Origin of the sequence: Nonomuraea sp. NPDC001636 (assembly GCF_040298265.1) — a bacterium.
In the GTDB taxonomy this organism is placed as follows: Bacteria; Actinomycetota; Actinomycetes; order Streptosporangiales; family Streptosporangiaceae; genus Nonomuraea.
On sequence record NZ_JBEOZT010000001.1, the window covers coordinates 548,338 to 573,693 of the forward strand.

General features: G+C 71.0%; 28 protein-coding genes. 15 read left to right on the forward strand and 13 right to left on the reverse strand.

Features of this window, described 5'->3' with window-relative positions; all coding sequences use genetic code 11:
- Positions 1-47: 47 nt before the first annotated feature.
- From ABT158_RS02525 to ABT158_RS02545, 5 genes are all read right to left on the reverse strand, one after another.
- Positions 48-1,103, reverse strand: a complete 1,056-nt coding sequence (locus tag ABT158_RS02525) for a glycosyltransferase family 4 protein (protein ID WP_352350068.1) — start codon at positions 1,101-1,103, stop codon at positions 48-50.
- A gap of 179 nt (positions 1,104-1,282) precedes the next feature.
- Positions 1,283-2,845 (reverse strand): glycerol-3-phosphate dehydrogenase/oxidase, encoded by a 1,563-nt coding sequence (locus tag ABT158_RS02530; protein WP_352350070.1) that lies wholly within the window; start codon positions 2,843-2,845, stop codon positions 1,283-1,285.
- Positions 2,846-2,859: 14 nt separating this feature from the next.
- Positions 2,860-4,350 carry a glycerol kinase GlpK gene (glpK, locus tag ABT158_RS02535; protein WP_352350072.1) on the reverse strand — a complete coding sequence of 497 codons (1,491 nt, stop codon included), beginning with the start codon at positions 4,348-4,350 and terminating at the stop codon, positions 2,860-2,862.
- Positions 4,351-4,402: 52 nt separating this feature from the next.
- Entirely contained in the window at positions 4,403-5,155 is a 753-nt protein-coding gene (locus tag ABT158_RS02540; protein WP_352350074.1) for an IclR family transcriptional regulator, read from the reverse strand.
- A 42-nt stretch (positions 5,156-5,197) separates the two neighbouring features.
- On the reverse strand, positions 5,198-5,392 hold the full coding sequence (locus ABT158_RS02545; RefSeq protein ID WP_352350076.1) for a hypothetical protein: 195 nt from the start codon (positions 5,390-5,392) through the stop codon (positions 5,198-5,200).
- A gap of 67 nt (positions 5,393-5,459) precedes the next feature.
- Between ABT158_RS02545 and ABT158_RS02550 the strand changes: the two genes are divergently transcribed.
- A complete protein-coding gene (locus ABT158_RS02550; protein ID WP_352350078.1) occupies positions 5,460-6,080 on the forward strand; it encodes a TetR/AcrR family transcriptional regulator in 621 nt (206 codons plus the stop codon).
- Positions 6,081-6,113: 33 nt separating this feature from the next.
- Here ABT158_RS02550 and ABT158_RS02555 read toward each other — a convergent pair whose 3' ends face one another.
- Entirely contained in the window at positions 6,114-6,638 is a 525-nt protein-coding gene (locus ABT158_RS02555) for a hypothetical protein (protein WP_352350080.1), read from the reverse strand.
- Positions 6,639-6,757: 119 nt separating this feature from the next.
- Between ABT158_RS02555 and ABT158_RS02560 the strand changes: the two genes are divergently transcribed.
- Complete coding sequence (locus ABT158_RS02560) at positions 6,758-7,336, forward strand: YqgE/AlgH family protein (RefSeq protein WP_352350082.1); 579 nt, start codon at positions 6,758-6,760, stop codon at positions 7,334-7,336.
- Here the strand turns inward: ABT158_RS02560 and ABT158_RS02565 are convergent.
- Positions 7,333-7,962, reverse strand: a complete 630-nt coding sequence (locus ABT158_RS02565; protein WP_352350084.1) for a TetR family transcriptional regulator — start codon at positions 7,960-7,962, stop codon at positions 7,333-7,335. The genes ABT158_RS02560 and ABT158_RS02565 overlap by 4 nt on opposite strands.
- Before the next feature lie 147 nt (positions 7,963-8,109).
- Here ABT158_RS02565 and ABT158_RS02570 point away from each other — a divergent pair, with 147 nt between their 5' ends.
- Positions 8,110-9,708, forward strand: coding sequence for an MFS transporter (locus tag ABT158_RS02570; protein WP_352350086.1), 1,599 nt, complete (start codon positions 8,110-8,112; stop codon positions 9,706-9,708).
- A 62-nt stretch (positions 9,709-9,770) separates the two neighbouring features.
- Here the strand turns inward: ABT158_RS02570 and ABT158_RS02575 are convergent, their stop codons facing one another.
- Positions 9,771-11,177: a cellulase family glycosylhydrolase gene (locus ABT158_RS02575; RefSeq protein WP_352350088.1), complete on the reverse strand. Its 1,407-nt coding sequence runs from the start codon at positions 11,175-11,177 to the stop codon at positions 9,771-9,773.
- Positions 11,178-11,245: 68 nt separating this feature from the next.
- On the opposite strand from ABT158_RS02575, the gene ABT158_RS02580 reads away from it, so the two are divergent.
- The 7 genes from ABT158_RS02580 (at position 11,246) to ABT158_RS02610 (ending at position 17,808) form a co-directional block, all read left to right on the forward strand.
- Complete coding sequence (locus tag ABT158_RS02580) at positions 11,246-11,731, forward strand: hypothetical protein (protein ID WP_352350090.1); 486 nt, start codon at positions 11,246-11,248, stop codon at positions 11,729-11,731.
- Positions 11,728-11,985, forward strand: coding sequence for a DUF3039 domain-containing protein (locus ABT158_RS02585; RefSeq protein ID WP_352350092.1), 258 nt, complete (start codon positions 11,728-11,730; stop codon positions 11,983-11,985). Before ABT158_RS02580 ends, ABT158_RS02585 begins: the two co-directional genes overlap by 4 nt.
- A 78-nt stretch (positions 11,986-12,063) precedes the next feature.
- Entirely contained in the window at positions 12,064-13,008 is a 945-nt protein-coding gene (locus ABT158_RS02590) for a zinc metalloprotease (protein ID WP_352350096.1), read from the forward strand.
- A 24-nt stretch (positions 13,009-13,032) separates the two neighbouring features.
- On the forward strand, positions 13,033-14,421 hold the full coding sequence (locus ABT158_RS02595; protein ID WP_352350098.1) for an MFS transporter: 1,389 nt from the start codon (positions 13,033-13,035) through the stop codon (positions 14,419-14,421).
- Between the two features lie 90 nt (positions 14,422-14,511).
- On the forward strand, positions 14,512-15,387 hold the full coding sequence (locus tag ABT158_RS02600) for a hypothetical protein (protein WP_352350100.1): 876 nt from the start codon (positions 14,512-14,514) through the stop codon (positions 15,385-15,387).
- A gap of 124 nt (positions 15,388-15,511) precedes the next feature.
- Positions 15,512-17,266: a DEAD/DEAH box helicase gene (locus ABT158_RS02605; protein WP_352350102.1), complete on the forward strand. Its 1,755-nt coding sequence runs from the start codon at positions 15,512-15,514 to the stop codon at positions 17,264-17,266.
- A gap of 164 nt (positions 17,267-17,430) precedes the next feature.
- On the forward strand, positions 17,431-17,808 hold the full coding sequence (locus ABT158_RS02610; RefSeq protein ID WP_352350104.1) for an STAS domain-containing protein: 378 nt from the start codon (positions 17,431-17,433) through the stop codon (positions 17,806-17,808).
- 6 nt (positions 17,809-17,814) lie between these two features.
- On the opposite strand, the gene ABT158_RS02615 is transcribed toward ABT158_RS02610, so the two are convergent.
- The 3 genes from ABT158_RS02615 to ABT158_RS02625 all read right to left on the reverse strand — a co-directional run bounded on the left by ABT158_RS02615 (position 17,815) and on the right by ABT158_RS02625 (position 20,360).
- Positions 17,815-18,324, reverse strand: coding sequence for a hypothetical protein (locus tag ABT158_RS02615; RefSeq protein WP_352350106.1), 510 nt, complete (start codon positions 18,322-18,324; stop codon positions 17,815-17,817).
- 168 nt (positions 18,325-18,492) lie between these two features.
- Entirely contained in the window at positions 18,493-19,062 is a 570-nt protein-coding gene (locus tag ABT158_RS02620; RefSeq protein ID WP_352350108.1) for a nicotinamidase, read from the reverse strand.
- A gap of 14 nt (positions 19,063-19,076) precedes the next feature.
- Positions 19,077-20,360: a nicotinate phosphoribosyltransferase gene (locus ABT158_RS02625; protein WP_352350110.1), complete on the reverse strand. Its 1,284-nt coding sequence runs from the start codon at positions 20,358-20,360 to the stop codon at positions 19,077-19,079.
- Between the two features lie 46 nt (positions 20,361-20,406).
- Between ABT158_RS02625 and clpS the strand changes: the two genes are divergently transcribed.
- From clpS to ABT158_RS02650, 5 genes are all read left to right on the forward strand, one after another.
- Positions 20,407-20,700 (forward strand): ATP-dependent Clp protease adapter ClpS, encoded by a 294-nt coding sequence (gene clpS / locus ABT158_RS02630; protein ID WP_352350112.1) that lies wholly within the window; start codon positions 20,407-20,409, stop codon positions 20,698-20,700.
- Positions 20,701-20,710: 10 nt separating this feature from the next.
- The gene (locus tag ABT158_RS02635; protein ID WP_352350114.1) at positions 20,711-21,235 is read left to right on the forward strand and encodes a DUF2017 domain-containing protein; all 525 of its coding nucleotides are present in this window, start codon (positions 20,711-20,713) and stop codon (positions 21,233-21,235) included.
- Positions 21,236-21,244: 9 nt separating this feature from the next.
- Positions 21,245-21,646 (forward strand): M67 family metallopeptidase, encoded by a 402-nt coding sequence (locus tag ABT158_RS02640; protein ID WP_352327704.1) that lies wholly within the window; start codon positions 21,245-21,247, stop codon positions 21,644-21,646.
- A 140-nt stretch (positions 21,647-21,786) separates the two neighbouring features.
- A complete protein-coding gene (locus ABT158_RS02645; RefSeq protein WP_352350116.1) occupies positions 21,787-22,059 on the forward strand; it encodes a MoaD/ThiS family protein in 273 nt (90 codons plus the stop codon).
- Position 22,060: 1 nt separating this feature from the next.
- On the forward strand, positions 22,061-23,008 hold the full coding sequence (locus ABT158_RS02650) for a PLP-dependent cysteine synthase family protein (RefSeq protein WP_352350118.1): 948 nt from the start codon (positions 22,061-22,063) through the stop codon (positions 23,006-23,008).
- Positions 23,009-23,056: 48 nt separating this feature from the next.
- On the opposite strand, the gene ABT158_RS02655 is transcribed toward ABT158_RS02650, so the two are convergent.
- Together ABT158_RS02655 and ABT158_RS02660 are read right to left on the reverse strand one after the other, a co-directional pair.
- Positions 23,057-24,901 (reverse strand): DUF3352 domain-containing protein, encoded by a 1,845-nt coding sequence (locus ABT158_RS02655; protein WP_352350120.1) that lies wholly within the window; start codon positions 24,899-24,901, stop codon positions 23,057-23,059.
- An 85-nt stretch (positions 24,902-24,986) separates the two neighbouring features.
- A complete protein-coding gene (locus tag ABT158_RS02660; protein ID WP_352350122.1) occupies positions 24,987-25,313 on the reverse strand; it encodes a hypothetical protein in 327 nt (108 codons plus the stop codon).
- Between the last annotated feature and the right edge of the window lie 43 nt (positions 25,314-25,356).

A 25,356-nucleotide genomic window follows, 5' to 3' on the forward strand; every position in this document is an offset into this window, starting at 1 on the left:
GGGCGACACCCCGTGCGACGGCGATCCGCCGCACGGGGACGCGCGGCTCAGGCGGCGTACGGCGCCGGACGCCGGTCGCGGATGCTCAGTTCGTAGATCTTCTCGTAGCCCATGGCCATGCCGAGCGCGTCGAAGTTGCGCTTGACGTGCATGCGGCAGTCGGCCGGGTTCAGGCCGCCCGCGGCCTCGACCGCCTCGGCCAGGTCGGCGGGGTCGTCGCAGACGTAGCCGGTGATGCCGTCGACGAGGACCTCGCCCACGGCGCCGCCGCGCAGCGCGACCACCGGGGTGCCGCTCGCCATGGCCTCGATCATGACCATGCCGAACGCCTCCTCCCGGCGGCTGGGGAAGAGCAGGCAGTGGGCGTCGGCCAGCAGCTCGCGCTTGCGCGGTCCGTCGGCCTCGCCGACGTAGACGGCGTCGTCGCCGAGCCGGGGACGGATGTGGCTGTCGAAGTACTCGTGCTCGGACGGCTCGTTCAGGCGGCCGGCGAGCACGATGCGCCGGCCGGCCCGCCGGGCGGCGTCGATGGCCAGGTGGGCGCCCTTGCCGGGGGTGAACCGGCCGAGGAAGAGCGCGTAGTCCTCCTTGCGCTCGCGGAAGGGGAAGCTCTTCAGGTCCACGCCGTTGTGCACGGTGCCCAGCCAGTTGAGGTCGGGGGCCTGCATGCGCTGGAACGTCGAGGTGGACACCAGGCCGACGGAGTCGCCGAGTCGGCGGTAGCGTTCGGCCTGCTCGCCCGAGGCCGGGCCGTGGACGGTCGTCACCGTCGGGATCCGGGGGTTCAGGGCGGTCACCGAGCCGGCCGGGGAGTGGTCGTGGACGACGTCCACGTCCAGGTCCGCCGGCCGGACGTCGGGGACCGCCGCCCTAGGGGCGGGTTCGTCGAGCGGGTGGGAGGGCGGCTCGGTGTAGGCGGCCAGGACGTGCGGGGACGTGCCCGACCGGCCAGCGCCGATCAGGGTGACCTGGTGGCCCAGTCTGAGCAGGGACCGCGCGAGGTCGTCCATCATGACCTTGACACCGCCGCCGTATGAGCGGGGCGGGTTCTCGAACCGCGGGGGAGCCACCATCGCGATGTGCAGCCGGGACTTGGCGGACATGACGTCACCTCCGTAGGGGCGGCAGAAGAGGGTTCGGCCGGTAGGCGGCCCGCCGCCTCGACGGGGAGGCGGCGGATGCGACGTCTGGGATTCCCCGTACCGGCCGCTTCGAACCTGTGAACTGCGGTGACGTTCGTCGCAGCCGCGGCGGCGGGGCGCCGCCGCGGCCGGGGTGACGGTCAGGCGAGCAGCTGCTCGATGCGGGTGCGGACGTCGGGCGTGTCGAGGCCGCGCACGGTGAGCGTGGTACGGCGGCGCACGACGTCGTCTACGGTGGCCGCCCACTCGTGGTCGCGGGCGTAGACGGCCTGGGCCCAGATGTCGGGCCCGTCAGGGTGGATGCGCTCGCCGAGCGAGGGGTCGTCGCGGATGAGCCGGGCCACGTCGAAGGCGATCGTGCCGTAGTGGGTGGCCAGGTTGCGGGCGACCAGCGGGTCCATGCGGGCGCCCGGCTCGCGTTCGGTCCACAGGCGCATGGCGACGGCGTCCGGGCTGGCCAGGCCCGGCAGCGGCACGGCGGGCAGGATGTCGGCCAGGTCGTCGCCGAGCGGCCGGCCCGGCAGGCGGGAGAGGGTGTCCAGGACGTGCCTGCCGATGTGCCGGTAGGTGGTCCACTTGCCGCCCGCGACCGACAACATGCCGCCCGCGCCCCTGGTCACCACGGTCTCCCGCTTGGCGGCCGACACCTGCCCGGGGCCGCCGGGCAGCACGCGCAGCCCGGCGAAGGCGTAGGTGATGTCCTCACGGCGGAGCTGGCAGTCGCGCACGGCGTGACCGGCCTCGTCGAGGATCTGGGCGATGTCGGCGTCGGTGGCGCGCACGTCGGCCGGGTCGCCCTCGTACGCCTCGTCGGTGGTGCCGAGCAGCAGGTGGTCCTCCCACGGGATGGCGAAGGAGACCCGGTACTTGTCGATCGGCGTGGTGAGCGCGGCCTTCCACGGGTCGTGGCGGCGCATGACCAGGTGGGCGCCCTTGGAGAGCCTGATGCTCGGCGCGGCGTGCGGGTCCTCCATCCGGCGCAGGTGGTCCACCCACGGGCCGGTGGCGTTGAGGACGAGCCGGGCGTCCACCCCGAACTCGGTGCCGTCGAGGCGGTCGCGCAGCTCGGCCCCGGTCACGCTGCCGGTCGTGGCGCCGCCCGACTTGCGCAGCCCGACGACCTCGGCGTGGTTGAGCACGACCGCCCCGGCGTCGACGGCCGCGCGCACGGTCATGACGGCGACGCGGCTGTCGTTCATCTGGTGGTCGCCGTAGACGGCGGCGGCGCGCAGGCCCTCGCTGCGCAGCGCGGGGACGCGGGTCATGGCCTGGTGCGGCGTGATGACCTTGCCCATGCCGTCGCCGAACACCGACAGCGCGGAGTACAGGAAGACGCCGGCGCCGAGCTTGGCCGCGCCGTGCGGGCCGCCCTTGTAGATCGGCACCAGGAAGCTGAGCGGTTTGACCAGGTGGGGCGCGATGTCGGCGGCCAGGGCGCGGCGTTCGCGGTGGTTCTCGGCGACCAGCTTGACGTTGCCGGTCTGCAGGTAGCGCAGGCCGCCGTGGACCAGCTTGGACGACGCGCTGGAGGTGGCCCCGGCGAAGTCGCCCGCCTCGACCATCGCCACCCGCAGCCCCGCCTGCGCGGCCATCCAGGTGACGGAGGTGCCGAGGATGCCGCCGCCGATCACCAGCAGGTCGTACGTGGCGCGGGAGAGCTCGTGCCGGATCTCGGCCCGGTCGGCGCCGATGGCGATGTTCATGACGTGCTCCAGTCCTACTGTTCGACCCAGTCGAGGGTGCGGGCCACGGCCTTCTTCCAATTGCGGTACTCCCGCGCGCGGACCTGTTCGTCGATCTCCGGCCGCCACTCCGACGCCTTGTGCCAGTTGGCGCGCAGGCTGTCGAGGTCGGGCCAGTAGCCGGTGGCCAGGCCGGCGGCGTACGCGGCGCCGAGCGCGGTGGTCTCGGCGACCATCGGCCTGATCACGGGGACGGCCAGCACGTCGGCCAGCGTCTGCATGAGCAGGTTGTCGGCCGTCATGCCGCCGTCGGCGCGCAGGGTGGTCAGGTCGAGGCCGGAGTCGGCGTTCATCGCGTCGACGACCTCGCGGGTCTGCCAGGCGGTGGCCTCCAGCACGGCCCGCGCGATGTGGCCCTTGGTGACGAACCCGGTCAGCCCGGCGATCACGCCGCGCGCGTCGGAGCGCCAGTGGGGCGCGAACAGCCCCGAGAAGGCCGGGACGAAGTAGCAGCCGCCGTTGTCGTCGACGGTCTTGGCCAGCGTCTCGATCTCGGCGGCGCTGGAGATCAGGCCCAGGTTGTCGCGCAGCCACTGCACCAGCGAGCCGGTGACGGCGATCGCGCCCTCCAGCGCGTACGTGGCCGGGCCGTCGCCGATCTGGTAGCCGACGGTGGTCAGCAGGCCGTGCCGGGAGACGACGGGGTCCTGGCCGGTGTTCATCAGCAGGAAGCTGCCCGAGCCGTAGGTGCTCTTGGTCTCGCCGGGCTCGAAGCAGGTCTGGCCGAACAGCGCCGCCTGCTGGTCGCCGAGCGCGGAGGCCACCGGCACGCCGGCCGCGGTGTGGCCGTAGACCTCGGCGGACGGGCGGATCTCCGGCAGCATCGCGCGCGGCACGCCGAGGGCGGCGAGCAGGTCGTCGTCCCAGCTCAGCGTGTGGATGTTCATCAGCATCGTGCGGCTGGCGTTGGTCACGTCGGTCAGGTGGCGGCCGGTCAGGTTCCACAGCAGCCAGCTGTCCATCGTGCCGAACAGCACCTCGCCGCGCTCGGCCCGCTCGCGCAGGTCGTACGCGTCGAGCAGCCAGCGGATCTTCGGCCCGGAGAAGTAGGTGGTCAGCGGCAGGCCGGCCTTCTCCTTGAACAGCCCCTCGTGCTCGGCGAGCGCGCGGGTGAGCGTGTCGGTCCTGGTGTCCTGCCACACGATCGCGGGGCAGACGGGACGCCCGGTCTCCCGGTCCCACAGGACGGTGGTCTCGCGCTGGTTGGTGATGCCCAGCGCGGCGATGTCGAGCCCCTCGGTGGCCTCGGCCATGACGGTCCGGACCGACTGCCAGATCTCCTCGGCGTCGTGCTCGACCCAGCCCGGCTTGGGGAAGATCTGGCGGTGCTCGCGCTGGGCGACGGTGACGATGTTGCCGGCCTGGTCGAAGACGATGCACCGGCTGGACGTGGTGCCCTGGTCGATGGCTGCGATGTAGTGCGGTCGAGGCACGAGGTTCCTCGCTTGGGAGTCGGGGTTCGACATTGTCGAACGATGTGAGCGATGTTACGTGTTTGCCCCGGTGTTGTTCAACCGGTCATCTGGCCAGATCGCGGGTGATCGCGCGGGCGGCGTCGCGGACGTAGGAGACGTACTCCATGGTCAGGGCGCCGTCGGAGGTCAGCCGTTCGACCGCGCCGCGGATGCCGATGGCGCCCACCACGAGGCCGCGCGGGTCCTTGATCGGGGCGGCGATGGCGACCTCGCCCTCGGTGAGCTCCTCCATCTCGGCCGCCCACCCCCTGGCCCGGACCTGCTCCAGGTCCTCCTCCAGCTTGGCGGCGTCGACCAGCGTCCGGTCGGTGTAGGCCGGCAGCGGCGGGGCCGCGAGCGACTCCCCGTACGGGTCGTAGGCGAGCAGCACCTTGCCGAGCGCGCTGGCGTGCGTCGGCAGGTAGGTGCCGACCTGGAGGGTCTGCATGCTGTCGTCGGGGCGGAACACGTGGTGGATCACCAGCACGTGCCCCTCGTGCAGGGTGCCGATCCAGGCGCTCTCCCTGCTCCGCCCGGCCAGGGCGTCGGCCCAGTTGATCGAGCGGGTGCGCAGCTCGTTGACGTCGAGGTAGCTGCTGCCCAGGTGGAGCAGGGTGGCCCCGAGCCGGTACTTGCCGGTGGCGGCGTCCTGCTCGACGAAGCCGACGCGGACCAGCGTGCGCAGGATGCCGTGGAGCGTGCCTTTGGGCAGGCCCAGCGCCCTGGCGAGCTCGGCCACGCCGAGCTGGCGGGGGCCGGATGCGAGCAGTCGCAGGATCGCGGCCGCCCGTTCCACCGATTGAATCGTCTCTCCCACGGCGGCCACCCTAGCGCAGATCGGTTCGACATTGCCGAACGCTTACCGGAAATCAGCGCTCCCGCCGACCGCGAGTGCGGGCGCGAAGCCGGGACCTGAACCGATCATCGGCAGCGCCACGTTCAGAATGGAGAAGTCCACGGCGAGCGGGAACTGGGGCCCCGGCGGGAGCGCCAGAACCGGCCGTTGCGCGGACGTCATGCGATCGGATCGGGGCCGATCGGCGAGCACGGTCATGCCAGCCCCCTGATGGGACATCTGTTCCGTTGAGATGCGGCACGACGAGAGCATGAAAGGGGCATTAATGGAGCAAGAGTCCCGTTTGGCGGGGACTGTGCGGCCAGGGGGCCGCACCGCGCGCGTGCGCGCGGCCGTGCTGGAGGCCACTCAGGACGAGCTGGTCGAGCACGGTTTCCATGGGCTGACCATGGACCAGGTGGCGGCCAGGGCCGGCGTGGGCAAGACCACGGTCTACCGGCGCTGGGGCAGCAGGGCCGGGCTGGTGACGGACCTGATGACCGAGCTGGCCGAGCAGTCGTCACCGCACGCCGACACGGGATCCATCGAGGGCGACCTGCTGGCCAACGCCACGGCCGTCGTGGGCGCGGTCACCGACCACCGGCTCGGGGCCACGTTCCAGGCGGTGATCGCGGCGGGCACCTCCGACGCGCAGGCCGTCCAGGCGTTGCGCGCGTTCTACCTGCGGCGCATCGAGGAGTGGGCGAAGGTCGTCGACCTCGCGGTGAAACGGGGTGAGCTGCCCGAGGGCACCGACGGCATGGAGGTGATCCGGGCGATCTCCGCGCCGCTCTACTACCGCCTGCTCGTCACCAAGGAGCCGGTGGACCTGGAGGTCGCCCGGGACGCGGTGCTGCGCACGCTGGCCGCGGCGCGGGCGGGCGCGTTCGTCCCGCGGGACGCCTGACGCGGCACGACGGCGCCTCTCGCGCGGGCGGGGTCACAGGGGGCCGTCGGGGACCGAACGGGGCCAGACGGAGCCGTACCACCACATGATCCCGCCCATCACCACCAGCCCGGCCGCCGTGGCCAGCTTGCCCCACAGGTCGGACGGCGGCCCGGTGTACGGCAGGCGGCCGTGCCTGCGCTCCCGCCCCCAGGCGCAGTCGTTGCGCACCCGGGTGGAGTCGAGCAGCGTGTCGGGATGAGTGTCGGTGACCGAGAACGCCTCGATCTCGCGGGTGGTGCCCCGGTCGATCCGGACCGTCCTGACCACCTGCTTGCGGGCCGGGATCGAGCCGGTCGCCACGCTGCGCGCGTCCACCCGCAGGTCGAACCGGGCGAGCTGGGGGGTCTGGTTGCGCAGCGTGACCCGTACGGACCCCGAGCCGCACGCGATCCGGTCGGTCGTCATCGTGAACGGGTCACCCCGGTCGGGCAGCGGCCACGCCTGCGCGGCCGACGGGAGCAGCAGGGCCGCGCCCACGGGAAGGACGGCCAGGACGAGACGTGTACCGATGCGCATGTGCTCCTCCCGAGCCCCGCAAGCGTGATCTTTGCCACAGATCGTGCCCATAAGCGCACAGAAAGTAACATGACCGAGCCGGGGGAGCGGAAGCCCGTCACACCCCTCATGATGGAGGTATGGCGGAAGCGATCTACGTCGGCGGTTTGTTGGTGGCGACGCCGCTTCTTGACGACCCCAACTTCCGGCGTAGCGTCGTGCTGATCCTGGAACACGACCACGACGGCGGCACGCTCGGCGTGGTGCTCAACCGGCCGAGCGACATCTCGGTCACGCAGGTGCTGCCGGTCTGGGACCCGCTGGTGACCGGGCCGCCGGTGCTGTTCGAGGGCGGTCCGGTGCAGACCGACAGCGCCCTCGCCCTCGCGGCGGTGCCGAGCGGGGAGGAGCCGCTCGGCTGGCGCAGGCTCCACGCCGGCACCCCGGCCGTCTCCCGCCTGGGCACGGTCGATCTCGACGCGCCTCCCGAGATCCTCCAGGACGAGATCGCGCAGATGCGGATCTTCGCCGGATACGCCGGCTGGACCTCCGGCCAGCTGGAGAGCGAGATCGCCGAAGGCGCCTGGTACGTCGTCGACTCCGAGGCCGGCGACACCTTCCACGGCGACCCCGGCTCGCTCTGGCGGCACGTGCTGCGCCGCCAGCCGGGCGAGCTGGCCTTCGTGGCGACCTGCCCCGACGACCCCACGATGAACTAGGCCGCCGGGCGGGTGTCCCAGCCGGGCCGCAGCGACGCCTCGGCCAGCGCGATCGCCTCGGAGATGCGCGAGACGATCTCCGGCATGGTGGTCTCCCTGCGGGGGCACTCGAAGCCGATGCGCATGGTGGACATCGCGAACGCCACGATCAGGTACGTCAGCTGATCGTCCTCGGGGGCGACCCCCCTGCGGGCGGCGACGGCCTCGGCCAGCCGGGTCTCCGTCATGGCGCCCCGGGCCACCGACTGTCCCACCAGATGTGGATATTTATCGAATAGTTGCCGCAGTTTCAGGAACCTCTCGGTGTCCTCCGGCGTTGACCCCTGCATGTCGTCCACCATGGCCCGCAGGCCGTGCATGAGCGACGTGAACGGGGGCTCGTCCGCGGGACGAGCGGCGAACTCCTCCAGCAGGAGCTCCTCACCGTGGTCGTGGAACCACAGAACGAGATGGTCCTTGCTGGTGAAGTAGCGGAAGAAGGTGCGGGGAGAGACTTCGACGACCCCCGCTATCTGCTCGATCGTGGTGGACTCGTATCCTTGTTCGAGGAACAGATCGAGCGCCGCGTCGAGGAGCGCGAGGCGCGTCTTCTCCTTCTTGCGTTCCCGTAGACCCACAGCGGACACCCCTTCGCCACCTTTCTGTCACAGTGTGCCAGAAGTCATGCGGCGTCTTTTTAAAATCGTTTGTCATAAGTCATCGCCTGACATACCCTACCTGAGGCTTACGAGACCTATGCCGCAGTTGAGCGGTATGTGACTGAGGGGGACCTTATGGCTAACGCGAAGGCGGTCGTCGAACCGTCGTCGCCCGGCCTCGGTAAGACGGGGACAGGTGGCGGAAACCCGTGGCTGGTGCTGTTGGCGGTCAGCCTCGGCGTCATCATGGTGATGCTGGACGGCACGGTGGTGGGCATCGCCAACCCCGTCATCCAGATGGAATTGAAGGCGTCGCTGTCCGACCTGCAGTGGGTGACCAGCGGTTACCTGCTCGCGCTGGCCGTGTTCCTGATCACGGCGGGCAAGCTCGGCGACCTGTTCGGGCACAAGCGCGTCTTCCTGATCGGCGTGACCGGCTTCGCCCTGTCCTCGATCGGCATCGGTCTCAGCCAGGAACTGGCCGACATCGTTCCCGGCGTGTCGCCGGTCGGCGCGCTGATCGGCCTGCGGGTGCTGCAGGGCCTGTTCGGCGCCCTGCTCCAGCCGGCCGCCCTGGCCCTGCTGCGTGGCGCCTTCCCCGGTGAGAAGCTGAACCAGGCCATGGGCGCCTGGGGTGCGATCATCGGCCTGTCCAGCGCCGCCGGCCCGATCGTGGGCGGCGTGCTGGTGGAGAAGGTGAGCTGGGAGTCGGTCTTCTTCATCAACGCCCCGGTGGGCATCGTCGCGCTGATCATGGGCATTTTCCTGATCAAGGAGAACCGCGTCCAGACGTTCGCCAGGATCGACTGGCTCGGCGTGCTGCTGCTGTCGGGCGCGATGTTCTCGCTGGTCTGGACGATCATCAAGGCCCCCGAGTGGGGCTGGGGCGACTCGACGACGCTGACCTTCATCGGCGCGTTCGTCGTGCTCATCGCCGCGTTCATCTTCTGGCAGAGCAGGGCCAAGCAGCCGCTGGTGCCGCTGTCGCTGTTCAAGAACGCCTCGATCTCGATCGGCACCCTGCTGATGATGATGGTCGCGTTCGCCATGTTCGGCGCGATGTTCTTCCTGGGCTTCTTCTTCCAGGGCGTGCACGGCCTGACCCCGCTGGAGGCCGGTCTGCGGATGTTGCCGATGAGCGCGGGCATGATCGTGGCCTCGCCGCTGGCCGGCATGGCGATCGGCAAGCTCGGGCCGAAGATCACGATGGCCGCCGGTCTGCTGATCACGGCGTGCTCGATGTTCCTCATGTCGCGTCTCAGCATCGACGCCTCGTTCATCGAGAGCGGCCTGCCGTTCGTGCTGCTGGCCTTCGGTCTCTCGCCGGTGTTCGTCGGCGCGACCGAGATCATCGTGGGCAACGCGCCGGTCGAGCTGAGCGGTGTCGCGGGTGGCGTGCAGCAGTCGGCCATGCAGGTCGGCGGCGCGCTCGGCACCGCGATCCTGGGCGCCGTGATGGCCGGCGAGATCGCCGACACCCTGCCCGGCTACCTCGGCCCGGCGGCGCAGGCGATCCCGCCCGCGCAGCTCCCGCTGCTGGAGAAGGCCGCCGCGTTCGGCGCGGCGCCTCCCGGGCTGCCGCAGGTGGTCACCGACGCCGTGCACCACTCGTTCATGGACGGCATGCACCTCGCCTTCCTGGTCAGCACCGGTGTCGCGGTGCTGACGGCCCTGCTGACGCTGTTCGTCAAGGCCGGGCGGAAGAGCGAGGGCGCGCCGGTCCACATGGGCTGACCGCGTCCCGCCGGAACGGCCCCCGCCTGCGTGGCGGGGGCCGTTCCGCTGTCCGGGCCCGGTTACGCGGGGGTGACGGTCAGGACGACGCGGCCCGAGGTCTTGGTGGTGACCGTCAGGATGCGCCTCGCGGCGTTCCAGGCGGCGGTGCCGCCGTCCACCCGGCCGCCGTTCGGGAAGCCGCGCTCGGGCAGGTAGATCTCGGTGGGACCGGTCTCGTTGGCGTCGAAGACCACCTGGAGGCGGTTCTCGCCGTAGGCGACGCTGATCGGGACGCCGCCGATCGCCCTCGGGTACGCCCTGACGTACGCGCCCGGCAACGCGGTGGCCTTCCCCTTCACGTCGTACGGCCCCCAGGCGTCGGCGTCCCGCGACCAGTAGGCCATGCCGGTGCCCACCTCGTCACTCAGCCCCTGGACCTTCCGCACCAGGTCGGACGCGCCCGGCCGGGTCATGTCCAGCCCGAACTCGCCCAGCAGGACGGGCGCCCCCATGCGCTCGGCCGTCCGCGCGATGTTGTCGCGCCACCAGCCCAGCGTGCGGTCGGTCCACTCCTTGGAGCCCGCGGCGTAGTCGTCCCCGAGGTCCAGCGGCAGCGGGTAGACGTGCGGGGCGAAGGCGATGCGCGGCGGCCCGCCGCGCGGGTCGTCGAAGCGCGGCAGCGACGACGGCAGCCCCCAGTTGACGCCCACAGCCTGCGGCTCCAGGAAGATCCAGCTGTCCTGGTCGACCGCCCTGATCCGGTCGATGCTCTTGCGGTAGAGGGTGGCCAGGGGGCCGGTCTCGAACGCCGCGCCCTGGACCGAGCCGCCCCACGGCTCGTTCATCAGGTCGTACCCCAGAACGCCCGGCACGTCCTTGAAGCGGGCCGCGACCGCCGCCCACGCCCTGGCGTAGTGGTCCATCAGCTCGGGGTGCTCGCCGGTGGTGTTCCAGAAGTGGTCGAAGGCCCGGATGACGCCGGGTTCCAGGTAGTACATCTCCCAGGTGAAGTGGTCGGTGGCCACCGGCAGGCCGTCGGTGTGGGTGGCCCAGCCGGGCGCGCCGTTGCCGGCGACGCCGGTGGGGGTGATGCCGTTGCCCCACAGGTCCTGGTGCATGTCGAGCATGACCTGGTAGCCGCGGTCGGAGTACCACCGCACCCGCTCAGCCACCTTGTCCAGATATTTCGTGTCATAGGTGCCGGGGGAGGGCTCCACGGCCCGCCACTGCATGAGGAACCGCACGAAGTTGGTGCCCATGTCCCGGTACTCGCGGTCGATGTCGTCCGGGGTCAGCTCGGGCAGGGCGTCGGGGGCGCCCTTGGCGCTGCCCGCCGTGTTGAAGCCGTGCAGGATCAGCGCCCGTCCCCGGTCGTCGGTGACGTAGCGGGGCGTGGACGGGGGAGCGTCCCTGGTCGCGGCGGCGACGGCGCCTCCGGCCAGCAGGACGAGCACGGCTGTCGTCGCGAGCAACCTGGCACGCTTCATCTGATCTCCGCGGATGCCGGGAAATGGGGTCTTCCATCAGAATCATGGACGCGGCTAGCCTGCCGAACATGAGCCTTGTTCGCAATAGCCTGCCGGCGATCGTCGCCTTCTTGATCGTCTTGGGGTTCGGTCTGTTCGGCGCGGCCCTGGTCACGAGGGTCGGCTACCTGGCCGTGCCGTCCGCGGTCGGGGCCCCGTACGCGCTGCCGGGCCTGCGCGTCGTCCCCCTCGGCGAGACGACGTGGCTGCTCACGCTCGCCGACACGGTCCTGGCGCTCGCCCTGGTCGGCGCGGTGGCGGCCACGCGCGGCGGCTTCTGGCGCACCTGGGGCAGGTTCCTGGCCGCCGCGGTCGTGGTGAACCTGCTGCGCGCGGCCCTGCTCGCCACGGTCGCGCAGGCCGGGATCGGCGCCTATCTGGGCTATCTCGGCGGCGGCCTGGCCCTGGGGCTGATCTGGGGAATCGTGCTCGGCTGGCTCCCCGGGCTCGCCGCGCTGCCACGCCGACGCGGAACGCGGAAGCGCTCGCCGGCGGGCATAAACTCGGAGGGGTGAGCACGAAGATCCTCCCTGAGCAGGAGACCACGCCGCGCACCTCTCACGGTGACGGCGACCACGAGCGCTTCGCCCACTACGCGGACAAGCACAAGATCACCGAGAGCATGGTGACGGGCACACCCATCCGAGCCCTGTGCGGCAAGGTCTGGGTGCCCAGTCGGGACCCGAAGAAATACCCGGTCTGCCCCGAGTGCAAGGAGATCTACGAAGGTCTTCCGTCGGGCGGCGGGGACGACGACAAGAAGCAGTGAGTGTTGCTGAAGCCCAATCCCCTCGGGTAAGGCTACGGTCGGTAATCTGACCAGCCCATACCGTCACGGGGGGATTGCATGGCCCGGCGCGCGACCGCCGTCTCGTTGGCATGCCTGCTGGCGGCCGGGCTCGCCCCGCCGCTCCCGCTCGACGCCACGCCGACGTCGCGCTGCGAATCGTCGGCCGCACGCCTGGCCGCACGTCCGGCTGTGCGCCCGACCGCCCGTCCGACCGTGCGTCCGAACGCGGGCATGCCCAAGGCGACCGGCCCGCGCTCGCCGCTCCCCGAGGACGTCGCCAAGGTCATGGCCGAGCTGAAGGTCCGGCTGCGCGGGGTGGCCGTGCCTGCGCGCATCACCGTGCCGACCAGGGTGGTCGTCCTCACCGACGGCCGCCGCAAGGTCTCCGAGCAGGCGGTCAAGGCCCAGATCGACGTGCTCAACGCCGCTTACGCCGGCCGCAACGGAGGCGTCGACACCGGCGTGCGCTTCAAGCTGGAGTCGGTCTCCGTCAAGGAGAACGCCGGCTGGTTCACCGACCCCGTCGGCGGCGAGAAGGACATGAAGACCCGCCTGCACCAGGGCGGCGCCCAGACGCTCAACCTCTACATCGCCCAGCTCAGCGAGCTCATGCTGGGCTTCGCCAGCTACCCCTACTGGTACGCCGGCGCCCCCGCCCTCGACGGCGTCGTGATCGACTGGCGCAGCCTGCCCGGCGGCCCGATGACCAACTACGACAAGGGCTACACCGGCGTCCACGAGATCGGCCACTGGCTCGGCCTGTTCCACACCTTCGAGAACGGCTGCGACGAGCCGGGCGACGGCATCGCCGACACCGCCCCCGAGGCCCGCGCGACCGAGGGCTGCCCCGAGGGCAAGGACACCTGCACCCACGCCGGCTCCGACCCGATGCGCAACTACATGGACTACACCCACGACCGGTGCATGTCGGAGTTCACCCAGGGCCAGGCCGACCGCATGCACGAGATGTGGACGGCCTACCGACGCAGCGCAGATGCGTAGTTTGGGGCCAATTACGATGTGTAGGTGACAGCACCGAAGGCAATCGACGCTCCCGACACCTCACCCCCCATCCTCGGGCCCCAGTACCGCACCGCCACCTTGGGGATCCTTCTGGTGGTCACGCTGATCGCCTTCGAGGGCATGTCGGTCGGCGTCGTCATGCCGGCGGTCTCGGCGGACCTCGACGCGCTCAACCTCTACGGCATCAGCTTCTCCGCCTTCCTCATCGCCAGCCTGTTCGCCAACGTGGTCGCCGGGCTCTGGTCGGACCGGCGCGGCTACCCCCTGCCGTTCCTCGTCGGGGTGGTGCTGTTCGTCGCCGGGATGGCGCTGGCCGGCGCGGCGGACGCCAAGGAGCTGTTCCTGGTGGCGCGGGCCGTCCAGGGGCTGGGCGCCGGTTCCTCGATCGTGGCGCTGTACGTCATGATCGCCCGGGTCTACCCGGCGGTCGTGCGGCCCAAGGTCTTCGCGGCGCTGTCGGCCGCCTGGGTCGTGCCCTCGATGGTCGGGCCCGCCGTGGCGGGGGCCGTCGCGAAGGAGTGGGGCTGGCGGTTCGTCTTCTACGGGATCATCCCGCTGGTGGTGCCCGCGCTGGTGATGCTCGTCCCCGCGCTCCGGATGGCCTCGCGGGGTGAGGCCGGCGAGAGCCCGCGCGGGCCGCGTTCGCAGCCGCTGGCGATGACGCTGGCCGCCACCTCCGCCGCCGGCGGCGCGGGCGTGCTGCTGTGGGGCGTGGACGAGCTGCACCAGCAGCCGGTGATCGGCGCGGCCGCCACGCTCGGCGGGCTGGGCTTCCTCGTCTACGGTCTGCACCGGCTGCTGCCGCCGGGCGCGCTGCGGTTCGGGCGCGGGCTGCCCACGACCGTGCTGCTGCGCGGGTTCTTCTCGGCCGCGTTCTTCGGGGTCAACTCCTTCATCCCGCTGGTGCTCACGTCGGTCAAGCTCTTCGACGCCAGGGCCGCCGGGATCGCGCTGACCACGGGCGCGCTCGGCTGGTCGGCGGGTTCGTTCCTGCAGAGCAGGCGGACCGCCGAGCCGCACCGGCGGATCAGGCTCGGGGCGGTGTGCGTCACGGCCGGGATCGTGATCGCGCTGTTCGCGGCGCTGCCCGCGGTGAGCGGCTGGATCGCGGTGCCGGCCTGGATCGCGGCCGGGTTCGGCATGGGCCTCGGCATGACCACGGTCAGCGTCACCGCGCTCAGGCAGTCGCCGGTCAGCGAGCAGGGCGCCAACTCCGCCGCGCTGTCGGTCACCGACATGCTGGGCTCGGCCCTGACCGTGGGCCTGGGCGGCGCGGTGATCAACTTCATCGGGCACGGCTCCGGGCAGATCGCCACCGGATTCGTGGTGATCTCGGTCCTCATGGCGCTCATCGGGCTGGCCGCCACGTTCCTGGCCGCCCGCACCCGCTGATCGTGCGATTCTGCCCCTCCCGCCACAGCGATCACGGATCGCCAGATCTTCGTCCCGAGGAGTGATAGGACAACGGGACGAGGAGGTGTCATGGAGGATGATCACCGGGTCTGGCCCCCCACTTCCGGGCCCCGGCACCGCCGCACTCCTCCCCAGGACGCGGACTTCCCGGCCGACCCCGACAGCGACGACGACGACAGCGACGACGGCGACGACGAGGAGGTCCCCTGGCCGCCGCGCCGGGGGCGCGACCCGTACGAGCGGACGGCGTGGAACCCCCGGATCCGCCGGACCGTCCCCTTCGACCCGCCGGCCGCCGACCCGCTGCCGCCCTCGGCCCGCCGCCACGCCACCCCCTCCGAGCCGCTGCCGCCCTCGGCCCGCCTCTACGGCACCCCCGCCGACCCCGGACCGCTGGAGCAGGCCCCGCGGCGCGGACGGCGTCCGGCCGGCGTCCTGGTCGCGCTGGTGGCGGCGGCGGGGCTGGTCGCCGGGGTGAGCGCGGTGGCGTCCCGGCTCACCGCGCCGCCACCGCGGCCCGACCGGCTGAGCGACGCCGTGGCCGGCGTGACGCTGCGGCTGCCGCCCGGCTGGAGCGCCGGGACGGTCCCGCCGGTCACCGGCTTCACCTCGGTCGCCAGGGACGGCAACGGCGCGCTGGTCATGGCCAGGCGGGTCGCCGAGCCCGTGCCGAACGTCAAGAAGGCCGCGGGGGAGGCCGCCGAGCTGTACTCCAGGCTGCTGCTCAAGGGCGACAAGGTCACGGTCGTCGACGACCGTGACATTCCGCAGGGGCACACCCGGGCCCTGCGGGCCGAGTACCAGGACGTCGTCAACCGGCCCGCGTTCCTGCGCGTGATGCTTCTCACTCGCGCGGGCCGCGCCGTGCTGCTCGTCGGCCTGCTCCAGCCCGAGGCGGCCACCGGCAGACAGGCGCTCGACGCGGTGATGACGAGCTTCAGATAAGCCACATAGCACGTAGGGAAGACCTTGGCCAGAATCCTCGGTGCACGGCACGTCTTGTCGGTGGGCCCGATTACTCTTGGGTCACTGTGAGAGAGCGAAGCACACGAACCCCAGAGGTGATGCGGTGAGCACCTTCGCCGCGTCCCACCTTTCGCCTTCCTATCCAGACCGCGCCGCGTGGGGCACCGCGCCCAAACTGCGCGCCTGGCAGCAGCAGGCGTTCGACCTGTACTTCAGGCGCGAGCCGCGTGACTTCCTCACCGTGGCCACCCCCGGCGCGGGCAAGACGACCTACGCCCTGCGCATCGCCAGCGAGCTGCTGGCCAACGGGGTGATCAGGGCCGTCACCGTCGTCACGCCCACCGAGCACCTCAAGCGCCAGTGGGCCGACGCCGCCGCCCGGGTCGGCATCGGCATCGACCCCGAGTTCAAGAACAGCCAGGGCACGACCTCGCGCGACTACACCGGGGTGGCGGTGACCTACGCGCAGGTCGCGATGCACCCCGCGCTCCACCGGGCGCGCACCGAGGCCCGCAAGACGCTGGTCATCTTCGACGAGATCCACCACGCGGGCGACGCCAAGTCGTGGGGCGACGGCGTGCGCGAGGCGTTCGAGCCCGCCACCCGCCGGCTCCAGCTCACCGGCACGCCGTTCCGGTCCGACGACAACCCGATCCCGTTCGTCGGCTACGAGGAGGACGCCGAGGGCGTCAAGCGCAGCGTCTCCGACTTCTCCTACGGCTACGGCCCGGCGCTCGACGACGGCGTCGTCCGTCCGGTGATCTTCCTGGCCTACTCCGGCGAGATGAAGTGGCGCACCCGCGCGGGCGACGAGATCGCCGCGACGCTCGGCACCCCGCTCACCAAAGACCAGCTGTCCCAGGCGTGGCGGGCCGCGCTCGACCCCAAGGGCGACTGGATCCGCCAGGTCATGCAGGCCGCCGACCGCCGCCTGACCGAGGTCCGCCGGGGCGTGCCCGACGCGGGCGGCCTGGTGATCGCCACCGACCACGAGACCGCCCGCGCCTACGCCCGCCACCTGCGCAACATCACCGGCGAGGGCGCGACCGTGGTCCTGTCCGACGACCCCGGGGCGTCCAAGAAGATCAAGCAGTTCGCCGCGTCCCACGACCGGTGGCTGGTGGCCGTCCGCATGGTCTCCGAGGGGGTCGACATCCCGCGCCTGTGCGTGGGCGTCTACGCCACCTCGACCTCCACCCCGCTCTTCTTCGCCCAGGCCGTGGGCCGGTTCGTGCGCGCCCGCAAGCGCGGCGAGACCGCCTCGGTCTTCCTCCCCTCGGTGCCCACCCTCATGGGGCTGGCCAACGAGATGGAGGTCGAGCGCGACCACGTGCTCAACAAGAAGCCCCCGGAGGACGGCCTCGACGACAGCCTGCTGGAGCAGGCCAACCGGCAGAAGGACAACCCCGACGTCCTGGGCGACGAGCTGCCGTTCGAGACGATGGAGACCTCGGCCACCTTCGACCGGGTGCTCTTCGACGGCGGCGAGTTCGGCACCGGCGCGGAGATCGGCTCGGCCGAGGAGGAGGACTTCCTCGGCCTGCCCGGCCTCCTGGAGCCCGACCAGGTGGCCACCCTGCTCCGCAAGCGCCAGTCCGACCAGCAGGCCGCCAAGCGCAGGCAGGGCCCGGCCGAGCAGCCCAAGGAGACGCTCGCCCCGCACGAGCAGATCGCCGAGCTCCGGCGCGAGCTCAACGGCCTGGTCGGCGCCTGGAACCACCGCACGGGCCAGCCCCACGGCGTCATCCACGCCGAGCTGCGCCGCACGTGCGGCGGCCCGCCGATCGCGCAGGCCACGGCCGAGCAGATCCAGGAGCGCATCGACGCCATCCGCCGCTGGGCCACCCAGCGGCGCTAGCCGCGCCCCCTTCGCCGGTTCCCCGCGAACCGGCGAAGGGGTCCGGGGGGACCCGGCAGGGGACCCTGCACATTTGGACACAGAGCAGTGACCTTCCGTTAGAAGGCCGGCCAGAACGGCAACAACCCTTTTGGCTGTCTTGGGATACCAGAAGGATCTTGCCCATGTCGTCTGAGGCCCCCGGCAGGTCGACGCTCACCGTCGCTTCCGGCCTCTCCCGAAACGCCGTCATCATCCGGCTCGAAGGCGAGCTCGACGTCTACGCGATCCCGATCCTGCGCGAGTACATGCAGCGCGTGTGGGAGCTTCCGGCCAGGCCGTTCCTGATCCTCGACCTCGGCGCGGTCGCCTTCTGCGACTCGATGGGCATGAACGAGCTCGTCGAGGTCATGCAGCGATGCGAGTCGAGGGGCACCAGGCTGCTGCTGGCGGGGGTGCACGGGGTGATGGCGCGGGTGTTGTCGATCACGGGGCTGCGGCACGCGTTCGAGGTGTTCACCAGGTTCGACGACGCCCTGCGGCTGGCCGTGGCGACCCTCTAGGAAGCGCTAGAGGCCGGCGGGGGCCGGGATCCGCCTCCCGGAGCGGCCGTCCACCGGGATGTAGCGCTCGTCGCCCGGCAGCGGGACGGTCAGCGCCGCCCGGCCGTCCTTGACCCGGACGGGAAGGGTGCGCACCCCCTGATGGTCGCCGTTCAGCGGCCCCTCGTGCACCCACACCAGCAGCCGGCGGCCCTCCGGACGGGCGATCACCTTGGCCGTCGCGCACTCGCGCGGCGCGGCCGACCACGACAGCACGAGCTGCCGGCCGACCTTGGCCCACTGGGGGATCGGGGTGCGCTCGTCGCAGGCGGGCAGCGGGGGCGCCGGCGGCATGTCGTGGGCCACGACGGCGGGGCCGCGGCCGGAGGGCACATCGCCCATCGCGACCGTCGCGACCTCCAGCAGCGCCAGCGTCACGACCGCACCCACCCGCGCTCCCGGACGGCCCTTGACGAGCACCCAGAGGGCGAGAGGGGCGAGCAGCAGCCAGGACACGCCCAGGGAGATGGCAAGCATGGGAAACCTCGCACAGGATGAAGAGATATGACTCTACGTACTACTTCGACTGCGGAGAGGTTAGGTCATCCTTGAATATCACATGACCGCAGGGTTGCGCACTGTGTACCGTCCGTGATCAGACTCGGTCGCGGTGCAACCCCGGGTCGGCCCCGGGCGGTTGGCCGGTCAGCCCGCCTTGGGGGTGCCCTCCAGCGTCACGCCCGCGGCCTCCATCTGGGCCATGGCCGACTGCGTGGTCGCCGGGGAGACGCCCGCGGTGAGGTCGAGCAGCACGCGCACGGACAGCCCGTTGGCCGCCGCGTCGAGCGCGGTCGCGCGCACGCAGTGGTCGGTGGCGATGCCCACCACGTCGACCTCGGTCACCCCGCGCTCGCGCAGCCAGTCGGCCAGCGGCGCGCCGTCGCCCGAGGCGCCCTCGAAGCCGCTGTAGGCCGCCGCGTGGGCGCCCTTGCTGAAGACCTCCTCCACCTCCGACACGTCGAAGGAGGGGTGGAAGTCCGCGCCGGGGGTGCCGGCCACGCAGTGGGCGGGCCAGGACGTGACGTAGTCGGGGGTGTCCGAGAAGTGGGTGCCGGGGTCGACGTGGTGGTCACGGGTGGCCACGACGTGGTCGTAGCCGTGCTCGCCGAGATGGCGGGTGATCGCGGCGGCCACCTCCGAGCCGCCTGCCACGGCCAGGCTGCCACCTTCGCAGAAGTCGTTCTGCACATCGACGATGATCAACGCGGTGCCCATAAGAGCACGATACGTCAGACGAACTCCGTGGGGATCGCCGCGTACCCCCTCCCGAGGTGCAGCGCCTCCTGGGGGAGCAGCGCGACGGCCGCGGCGTGGCGGTCACGGGCGGCGGACAGGGGCTCCCGGCCGACGACCTCGCCGTCGCGCACCAGCTCGTGCAGCAGGGGGATGCCGCCGTCGGGGACGACGCCGCCGGTCGTGATCAGCTCGGTCTCGACGTGCCCGTCGTCGTCGAGCAGCCGGTACGCCTCCTTGCGCCCTCCACGCGACGGCTTGCCCACCGACCGCTTGGCCACGGCCTCCAGCCGGCCCGCCCCGGTCTCCCGCGCCACCAGCTTGTACACCAGGGCCGCCGTGGGGACGCCGGACCCGGTCACCAGGGAGGTGCCCACGCCGTAGCCGTCCACCGGGGCGGCGGCGAGCGCGGCGATGGCGTACTCGTCGAGGTCGGAGGTGACCACGATGCGGGTGTCGAAGGCGCCGAGCGAGTCGAGCAGCTCGCGCACCTCCTGCGCGGCGGCGGCCAGGTCGCCGGAGTCGATGCGGACCGCGCCCAGCTTGTTGCCGGCCAGCTCGACCGCCGTGCGCACCGCCTGCTCGACGTCGTAGGTGTCCACCAGCAGCGTCGTGCCCACGCCGAGGGAGGCGATCTGGGCCTCGAACGCGTCCCGCTCGGAGTCGTGCAGCAGGGTGAACGCGTGCGCGGCCGTGCCCGCCGTGGGGACGCCGTACATGTGGCCGGCCATGAGGTTGGAGGTGGAGGCGAACCCGGCGATGTAGGCGGCGCGGGCGGCGGCGACGGCGGCGTACTCGTGCGTGCGGCGCGAGCCCATCTCGATGAGCGGGCGCTTGCCGGCGGCGTTGGTCATGCGGGAGGCGGCCGAGGCGATGGCGCAGTCGTGGTTGAGTATCGACAGCGTCAGCGTCTCCAGCAGCACGGCCTCGGCGAAGGTGCCCTCGACGATCATGATCGGGGAGGCGGGGAAGTACAGGTCGCCCTCGCGGTAGCCGTAGACGTTCCCGGAAAACCGGTAATCGGCGAGAAACGCCAGAGTCGATTCGTCGACCACCTCCTGCTCGCGGAGAAAGGTGAGTTCTTCGTCACCGAAACGGAAGCGTTCGAGCTCGTCCAGGACGCGTCCGATGCCGGCCACGACCCCGTACCGGCGGCCCCCCGGCAGGTGTCTGGCGAACACCTCGAAGACCGCGCGCCGGTGCGCCGCGCCGCTGCGCAGTGCCGCCTGGAGCATCGTCAGCTCATAGTGATCTGTGAGCAACGCAGTGCTCATGGTCATTCTCACGACTCGAAGACTACGACCCAGATAGGGCAGACTCGGGGATGTGGGTAGCACCGCTCCAATCACCGTCGAGCGTCCGTCATCGGACGTCCGGCCCGATCTGCCATGGGTGACCATCGTCTGGAACGACCCGGTCAACCTCATGTCCTACGTGACCTATGTCTTCCAAACCGTCTTCGGCTACACCAAGGAGAAGGCGGAGAAACTCATGCTGGACGTCCACCAAAAGGGCAAGGCGGTCGTGTCCAGTGGCACGCGCGAAGAGATGGAACGCGATGTGCAGATTCTTCACTCCTACGGCCTGTGGGCGACGGTCCAGCCGGATTCGGTCAAGTGAGGCGGCGGCGGTGAGTTCGGGGTTCTCGGCCGGGCGGAACGGCTCGGTCATCGCGCAGTTCGAGGCCGCGGAGGTCTCGCTGTTGCGCTCGCTCGTCTCGATGCTGCTCGGCCTGGTCGCGCCGGGGGAGACCAGCGACGATCCGCTGGAGCGGGCGCTCGGCATCGGGGCGGCGCAGGCGCCCACCGACCCGGTGCTGGCCCGGCTGTTCCCCTCGGCCTACGAGGACGAGCAGGAGGCCTCGGAGTTCCGCCGCTACACCGAGGCCACGCTGCGCGACGGCAAGCGCGCCGACGCCCAGACCGTCCTGGACACCGCGCGGCCGGGCGGCGCCGAGCTGACGCCGGAGCAGGCCCAGGCGTGGCTGCGCTCGCTCAACGACGTGCGCCTGACGCTCGGCACCAAGCTCGACGTGACCGAGGAGGTCCACGACGAGATCGCCATGATGTCCGAGGACGACCCCCGCTACCCGGCCTACGTCACCTACGACTGGCTGACCTACCTCCAAGACAGCCTGGTCCGCGCCCTCTGGTAGCTTCCCGGCATGCTCACGATCTCGCAGGAACTGGTGGACAAGATCGTCGCGCACGCGCGGGCCGACCATCCCGACGAGGCGTGCGGGGTGATCGCGGGCCGCGACGGCGTGCCCGAGCGGTTCGTCCCGATGGAGAACGCCGAGCGTTCGCCCACCTTCTACCGGTTCGACTCCATGGAGCAGCTGCGCGTCTGGCGGGAGATGGACGACCGCGACGAGGAGCCCGTCGTGATCTACCACTCCCACACCGCCACCGAGGCGTACCCGTCGCGCACCGACGTGTCCTACGCCTCCGAGCCGCAGGCCCACTACGTCCTGGTCTCGACCAGGGACGAGAACGAGGTCGAGTTCCGCTCCTACCGGATCCTCGACGGGGTGATCGAGGAGGAAGAGGTAAGATTCCTCCCATGATGGTCCGGCCGGTGCAGAGCTACCTCTTCGCGCACACCCCGGCCGTCGTCGTCTACGACTGTCGCTGATCTGGAATCCGTACCAAGCCATCGGTGTTGCCGCCGATGGGACGACGACCAGATAAGAGGAGAATGACCGCGATGGCCATCGAGGTTCGCATTCCCACCATCCTGCGCACCTACACCGACGGCGCCAAGGCCGTCGACGCCGAGGGCGCCACCCTCGACGAGCTGATCAGCAACCTTGAGTCGCGCCACCCCGGCATCAAGGACCGCCTGGTCGACCAGGGCAGCCTGCGCCGCTTCGTCAACGTCTACCTCAACGACGAAGACGTGCGCTTCCTCGGCGGCCTCGGCACCCCGGTGTCCGACGGCGACACGGTGACCGTGCTGCCCGCCGTCGCCGGCGGGTGACATGCGGTTCGACTCGCTGATCGACTCGGTCGGGCGCACGCCGCTCGTCGGGCTGCCCCGGCTGTCGCCCTCGCCCGAGGTGCGCGTCTGGGCCAAGCTCGAAGACCGCAACCCGACCGGGTCGATCAAGGACCGGCCGGCGCTGTGGATGATCGAGCAGGCCGAGAAGGACGGCCTGCTCACGCCCGGCTGCACGATCCTGGAGCCCACCAGCGGCAACACCGGCATCTCGCTCGCGATGTCGGCCAAGCTCAAGGGCTACCGGCTGATCTGCGTGATGCCGGAGAACACCTCCGAGGAACGCCGCCAGCTCCTGCGCATGTGGGGCGCGGAGATCATCTCCTCGCCCGCCGCGGGCGGCTCCAACGAGGCCGTCCGCGTGGCCAAGGGCCTGGCCGCGGAGAACCCGTCCTGGGTGATGCTCTACCAGTACGGGAACCCGGCCAACTGGCGCTCCCACTACGAGACCACCGGTCCGGAGATCCTGGCCGACCTGCCCACGGTCACCCACTTCGTGGCCGGGCTCGGCACGACGGGCACGCTCATGGGCGTCGGCCGCTTCCTGCGGGAACGGGTGCCCGGCGTGCAGATCGTCGCCGCCGAGCCGCGCTACGGCGAGCTGGTCTACGGCCTGCGCAACGTCGACGAGGGCTTCATCCCCGAGTTGTACGACGAGTCCGTGCTGACCACCCGATTCTCCGTCGGCTCGGCCGACGCGCTGCGGCGCACCCGCGAGCTGCTGGCCGCCGAGGGCATCTTCGCCGGCGTCTCGACCGGCGCCGCGCTGCACGCCGCGCTGGGCGTGGCCGGGAAGGCCGTCAAGGCGGGCGAGCGGGCCGACGTCGTCTTCGTGGTGGCCGACGGCGGCTGGAAGTACCTGTCCACGGGCGCCTACGAAGGCTCCCTGGAGGAGGCGGAAGAGCGCCTCGAAGGCCAGCTCTGGGCCTGAGGACATGAAGAAGGGGGCGGCCGGGACGGCCGCCCCCTTCTTGCACGCTCAGTTGAACAGGACCCGCAGCGAGAAGTCCGCCTCGGTGGCGCTCTGCTTGCCGCTCAGGCCGACGGCCCGCAGGACCTGCACGTTGGCCTTCTCGTCGCCCTCCATGCTCTGCAGGTACAGGTGCTCGACCTTGTCGAGGTCCACGAAGAGCGCGAAGGTCGCCTCGCCGGCGTCGGGGATCGCGGTCTGGAACGTCTCGGAGTCGCCCAGCGTGCCCTCCTCGGCCAGCTTCTTGGCGTACTCCTCGCTCGTCGCCGCCGTGAAGACGCCGTCACCGGGCACCTTGGCGAGCTGCGGAGCGGGCTGCCCACTGGCCGCCAGCGCCTTCTCGATCTTGTCGACGACCGCCTGGGCCTTGGCCGGGTCGGTGACCACGCGGACGCCCGCCTTGATCTGGTCGCCGTCCAGGCCCTGGCTGTCCACCGCGACCGTGAGGTTCTTGCCGAGCACCGTGGCGAGGTCGCCGGGCAGGTCGAGGCCGAACTTGGTCTTGGCCTGGTCGAGGAGCTGCTGGACCTCGGCGCCGCCGCCGGCCGCGGCCGACTTCTGGATCTGGGCCCACTGGCTGGTGATCATCTGGTCCAGGCCGGAGACCGACAGGGCCCCGGCGGTGCCGGCGGGCAGTGTGCCCAGGGTGGCGGGCTGGAGGTCGTCCGAGGTCACGCCCTTGGCGCCCCTGACCAGGCCGGCCAGCTCGACGTAGGCGCTGTCGAAGCGCAGCGCGCCGGCGAACCGGGCGTCCTTGATGGGCTCGATGCTCGCGGCCTGCTCGGCGGGGATGGGGCTGAGCTTGGCCAGCGCGCCCATGTCCGCCCAGAACGACAACACGCCCTGCTCGCCGACGTCGCCCATGTCGTCGTTGAACTCGCTGTTGTCGGCCAGGGTGGCCTCGCCCTTCGCGAACTTGTCGGCCAGCGCCTGGGTCGAGGACAGCAGCGCGTAGTCGTCGCGGAAGGCGATGCCGTACTTGTCGCCGTCCATGAGCTTGGCGATGCCCGCCTTGGCCTGCGCCTCGTCCTTGACCTGCACGGCCACCGCGAAGTCGGGCTCGGACTTGCCGGAGGGCACGGCGGCGAAGCCGACCCTGCTGCCCAGCCACGGGTCCACGTCCTTGGCGAAGTCGACCTTCTTCTCGCCGCTCTCGTTGACCAGGTTGAACAGGGCCTGGCGGGGGTCCTCGCCGGTGAAGGAGCCCTTGGTGACCGTGAACTTCCTGGCGAGCTGGAACAGCGCCAGCTTCTGGTTCGCGGCCGGGTCGAGGTCGAGGCGGGCGTAGGCGATCGCGTTGGCGGGCAGAACCTCGTTCGGCTGCGTGCCGCCGCCGCCGATCGCGCCCACGGCCCACACCGCGCCGCCGCCGAGCAGCACCACCGCGAGCGCCGCCGCGCCGGCGATCAGCCAGCCCTTGCGGCCGCCCTTCTTCGCCGGCTGGGGCGGGCCGAAGCCCTCGGGGCCCTGCTGCTGCCAACCTTGCTGCCCGTACTGGTCCTGCTGCTGCCAGCCCTGCTGGTGCTGCTGCTGCGCGTAGGGGTCCTGCTGCGGCCAGCCCTGTTGCTGGGCGTGCTGGTCCTGCTGCGGCCAGGGCTGTTGCTGTTGTTGCTGCTGTTGCCAGCCCTGCTGGGCCTGGCCGCCGTACGGGGCGCCGTAGGCGGGCTGCTGGCCGTAGGCGGATTGGGGGCTGTAAGCCGGCTGCCCGTACGAAGCTCCCTGCCCCGGCTGGGCGGCCTGCTGACCATAGGGCTGCTGGTACGGCTGCTGCTGCTCCTGCGGCTGGTCCCAGCCTCCTCGGTACGCCGTGGTGCGCTCAGGATCCTGGCCAGGTGGGGGATTATTCGCAGACATCACTCAACTCACAATGTGGACTTTTGACCACAGAGAAGGTAGCTGATGTTGCTAGATGGCCGCTTGCAATGTGCTGAAGTCGGGATCAGGCCCGGTTTAGCTCCTTTTTCAGCACATCGAGGTGTACTTCGCCATCTGTCCAGTCCGTCACGCAGGCCCAGGGGACGAACGTGCACCCGGCGTACACCGTCCGCGCCAGCGTCTTGGACAGCCAGGGCGAGCGGCCCTGACGGTCACGGGTGAGCCCGAGCAGGACGGGCGCCCGCCGTCCCGAGACGACCAGCCCGTAGACCGTCTGGCTCTGCTGGAGCCCGCCCCTGTGCTTGTGGGCGCGGATGTCGACCACGTGACCGACCCAGATCCCGTTGGAGTCCCACACCGACTGACCGATGAGTTCGGTGACAGTTGCCATGATCGAACTGTCCCATCCGGGTGGTGTTTCCGCAGGTAGGCGC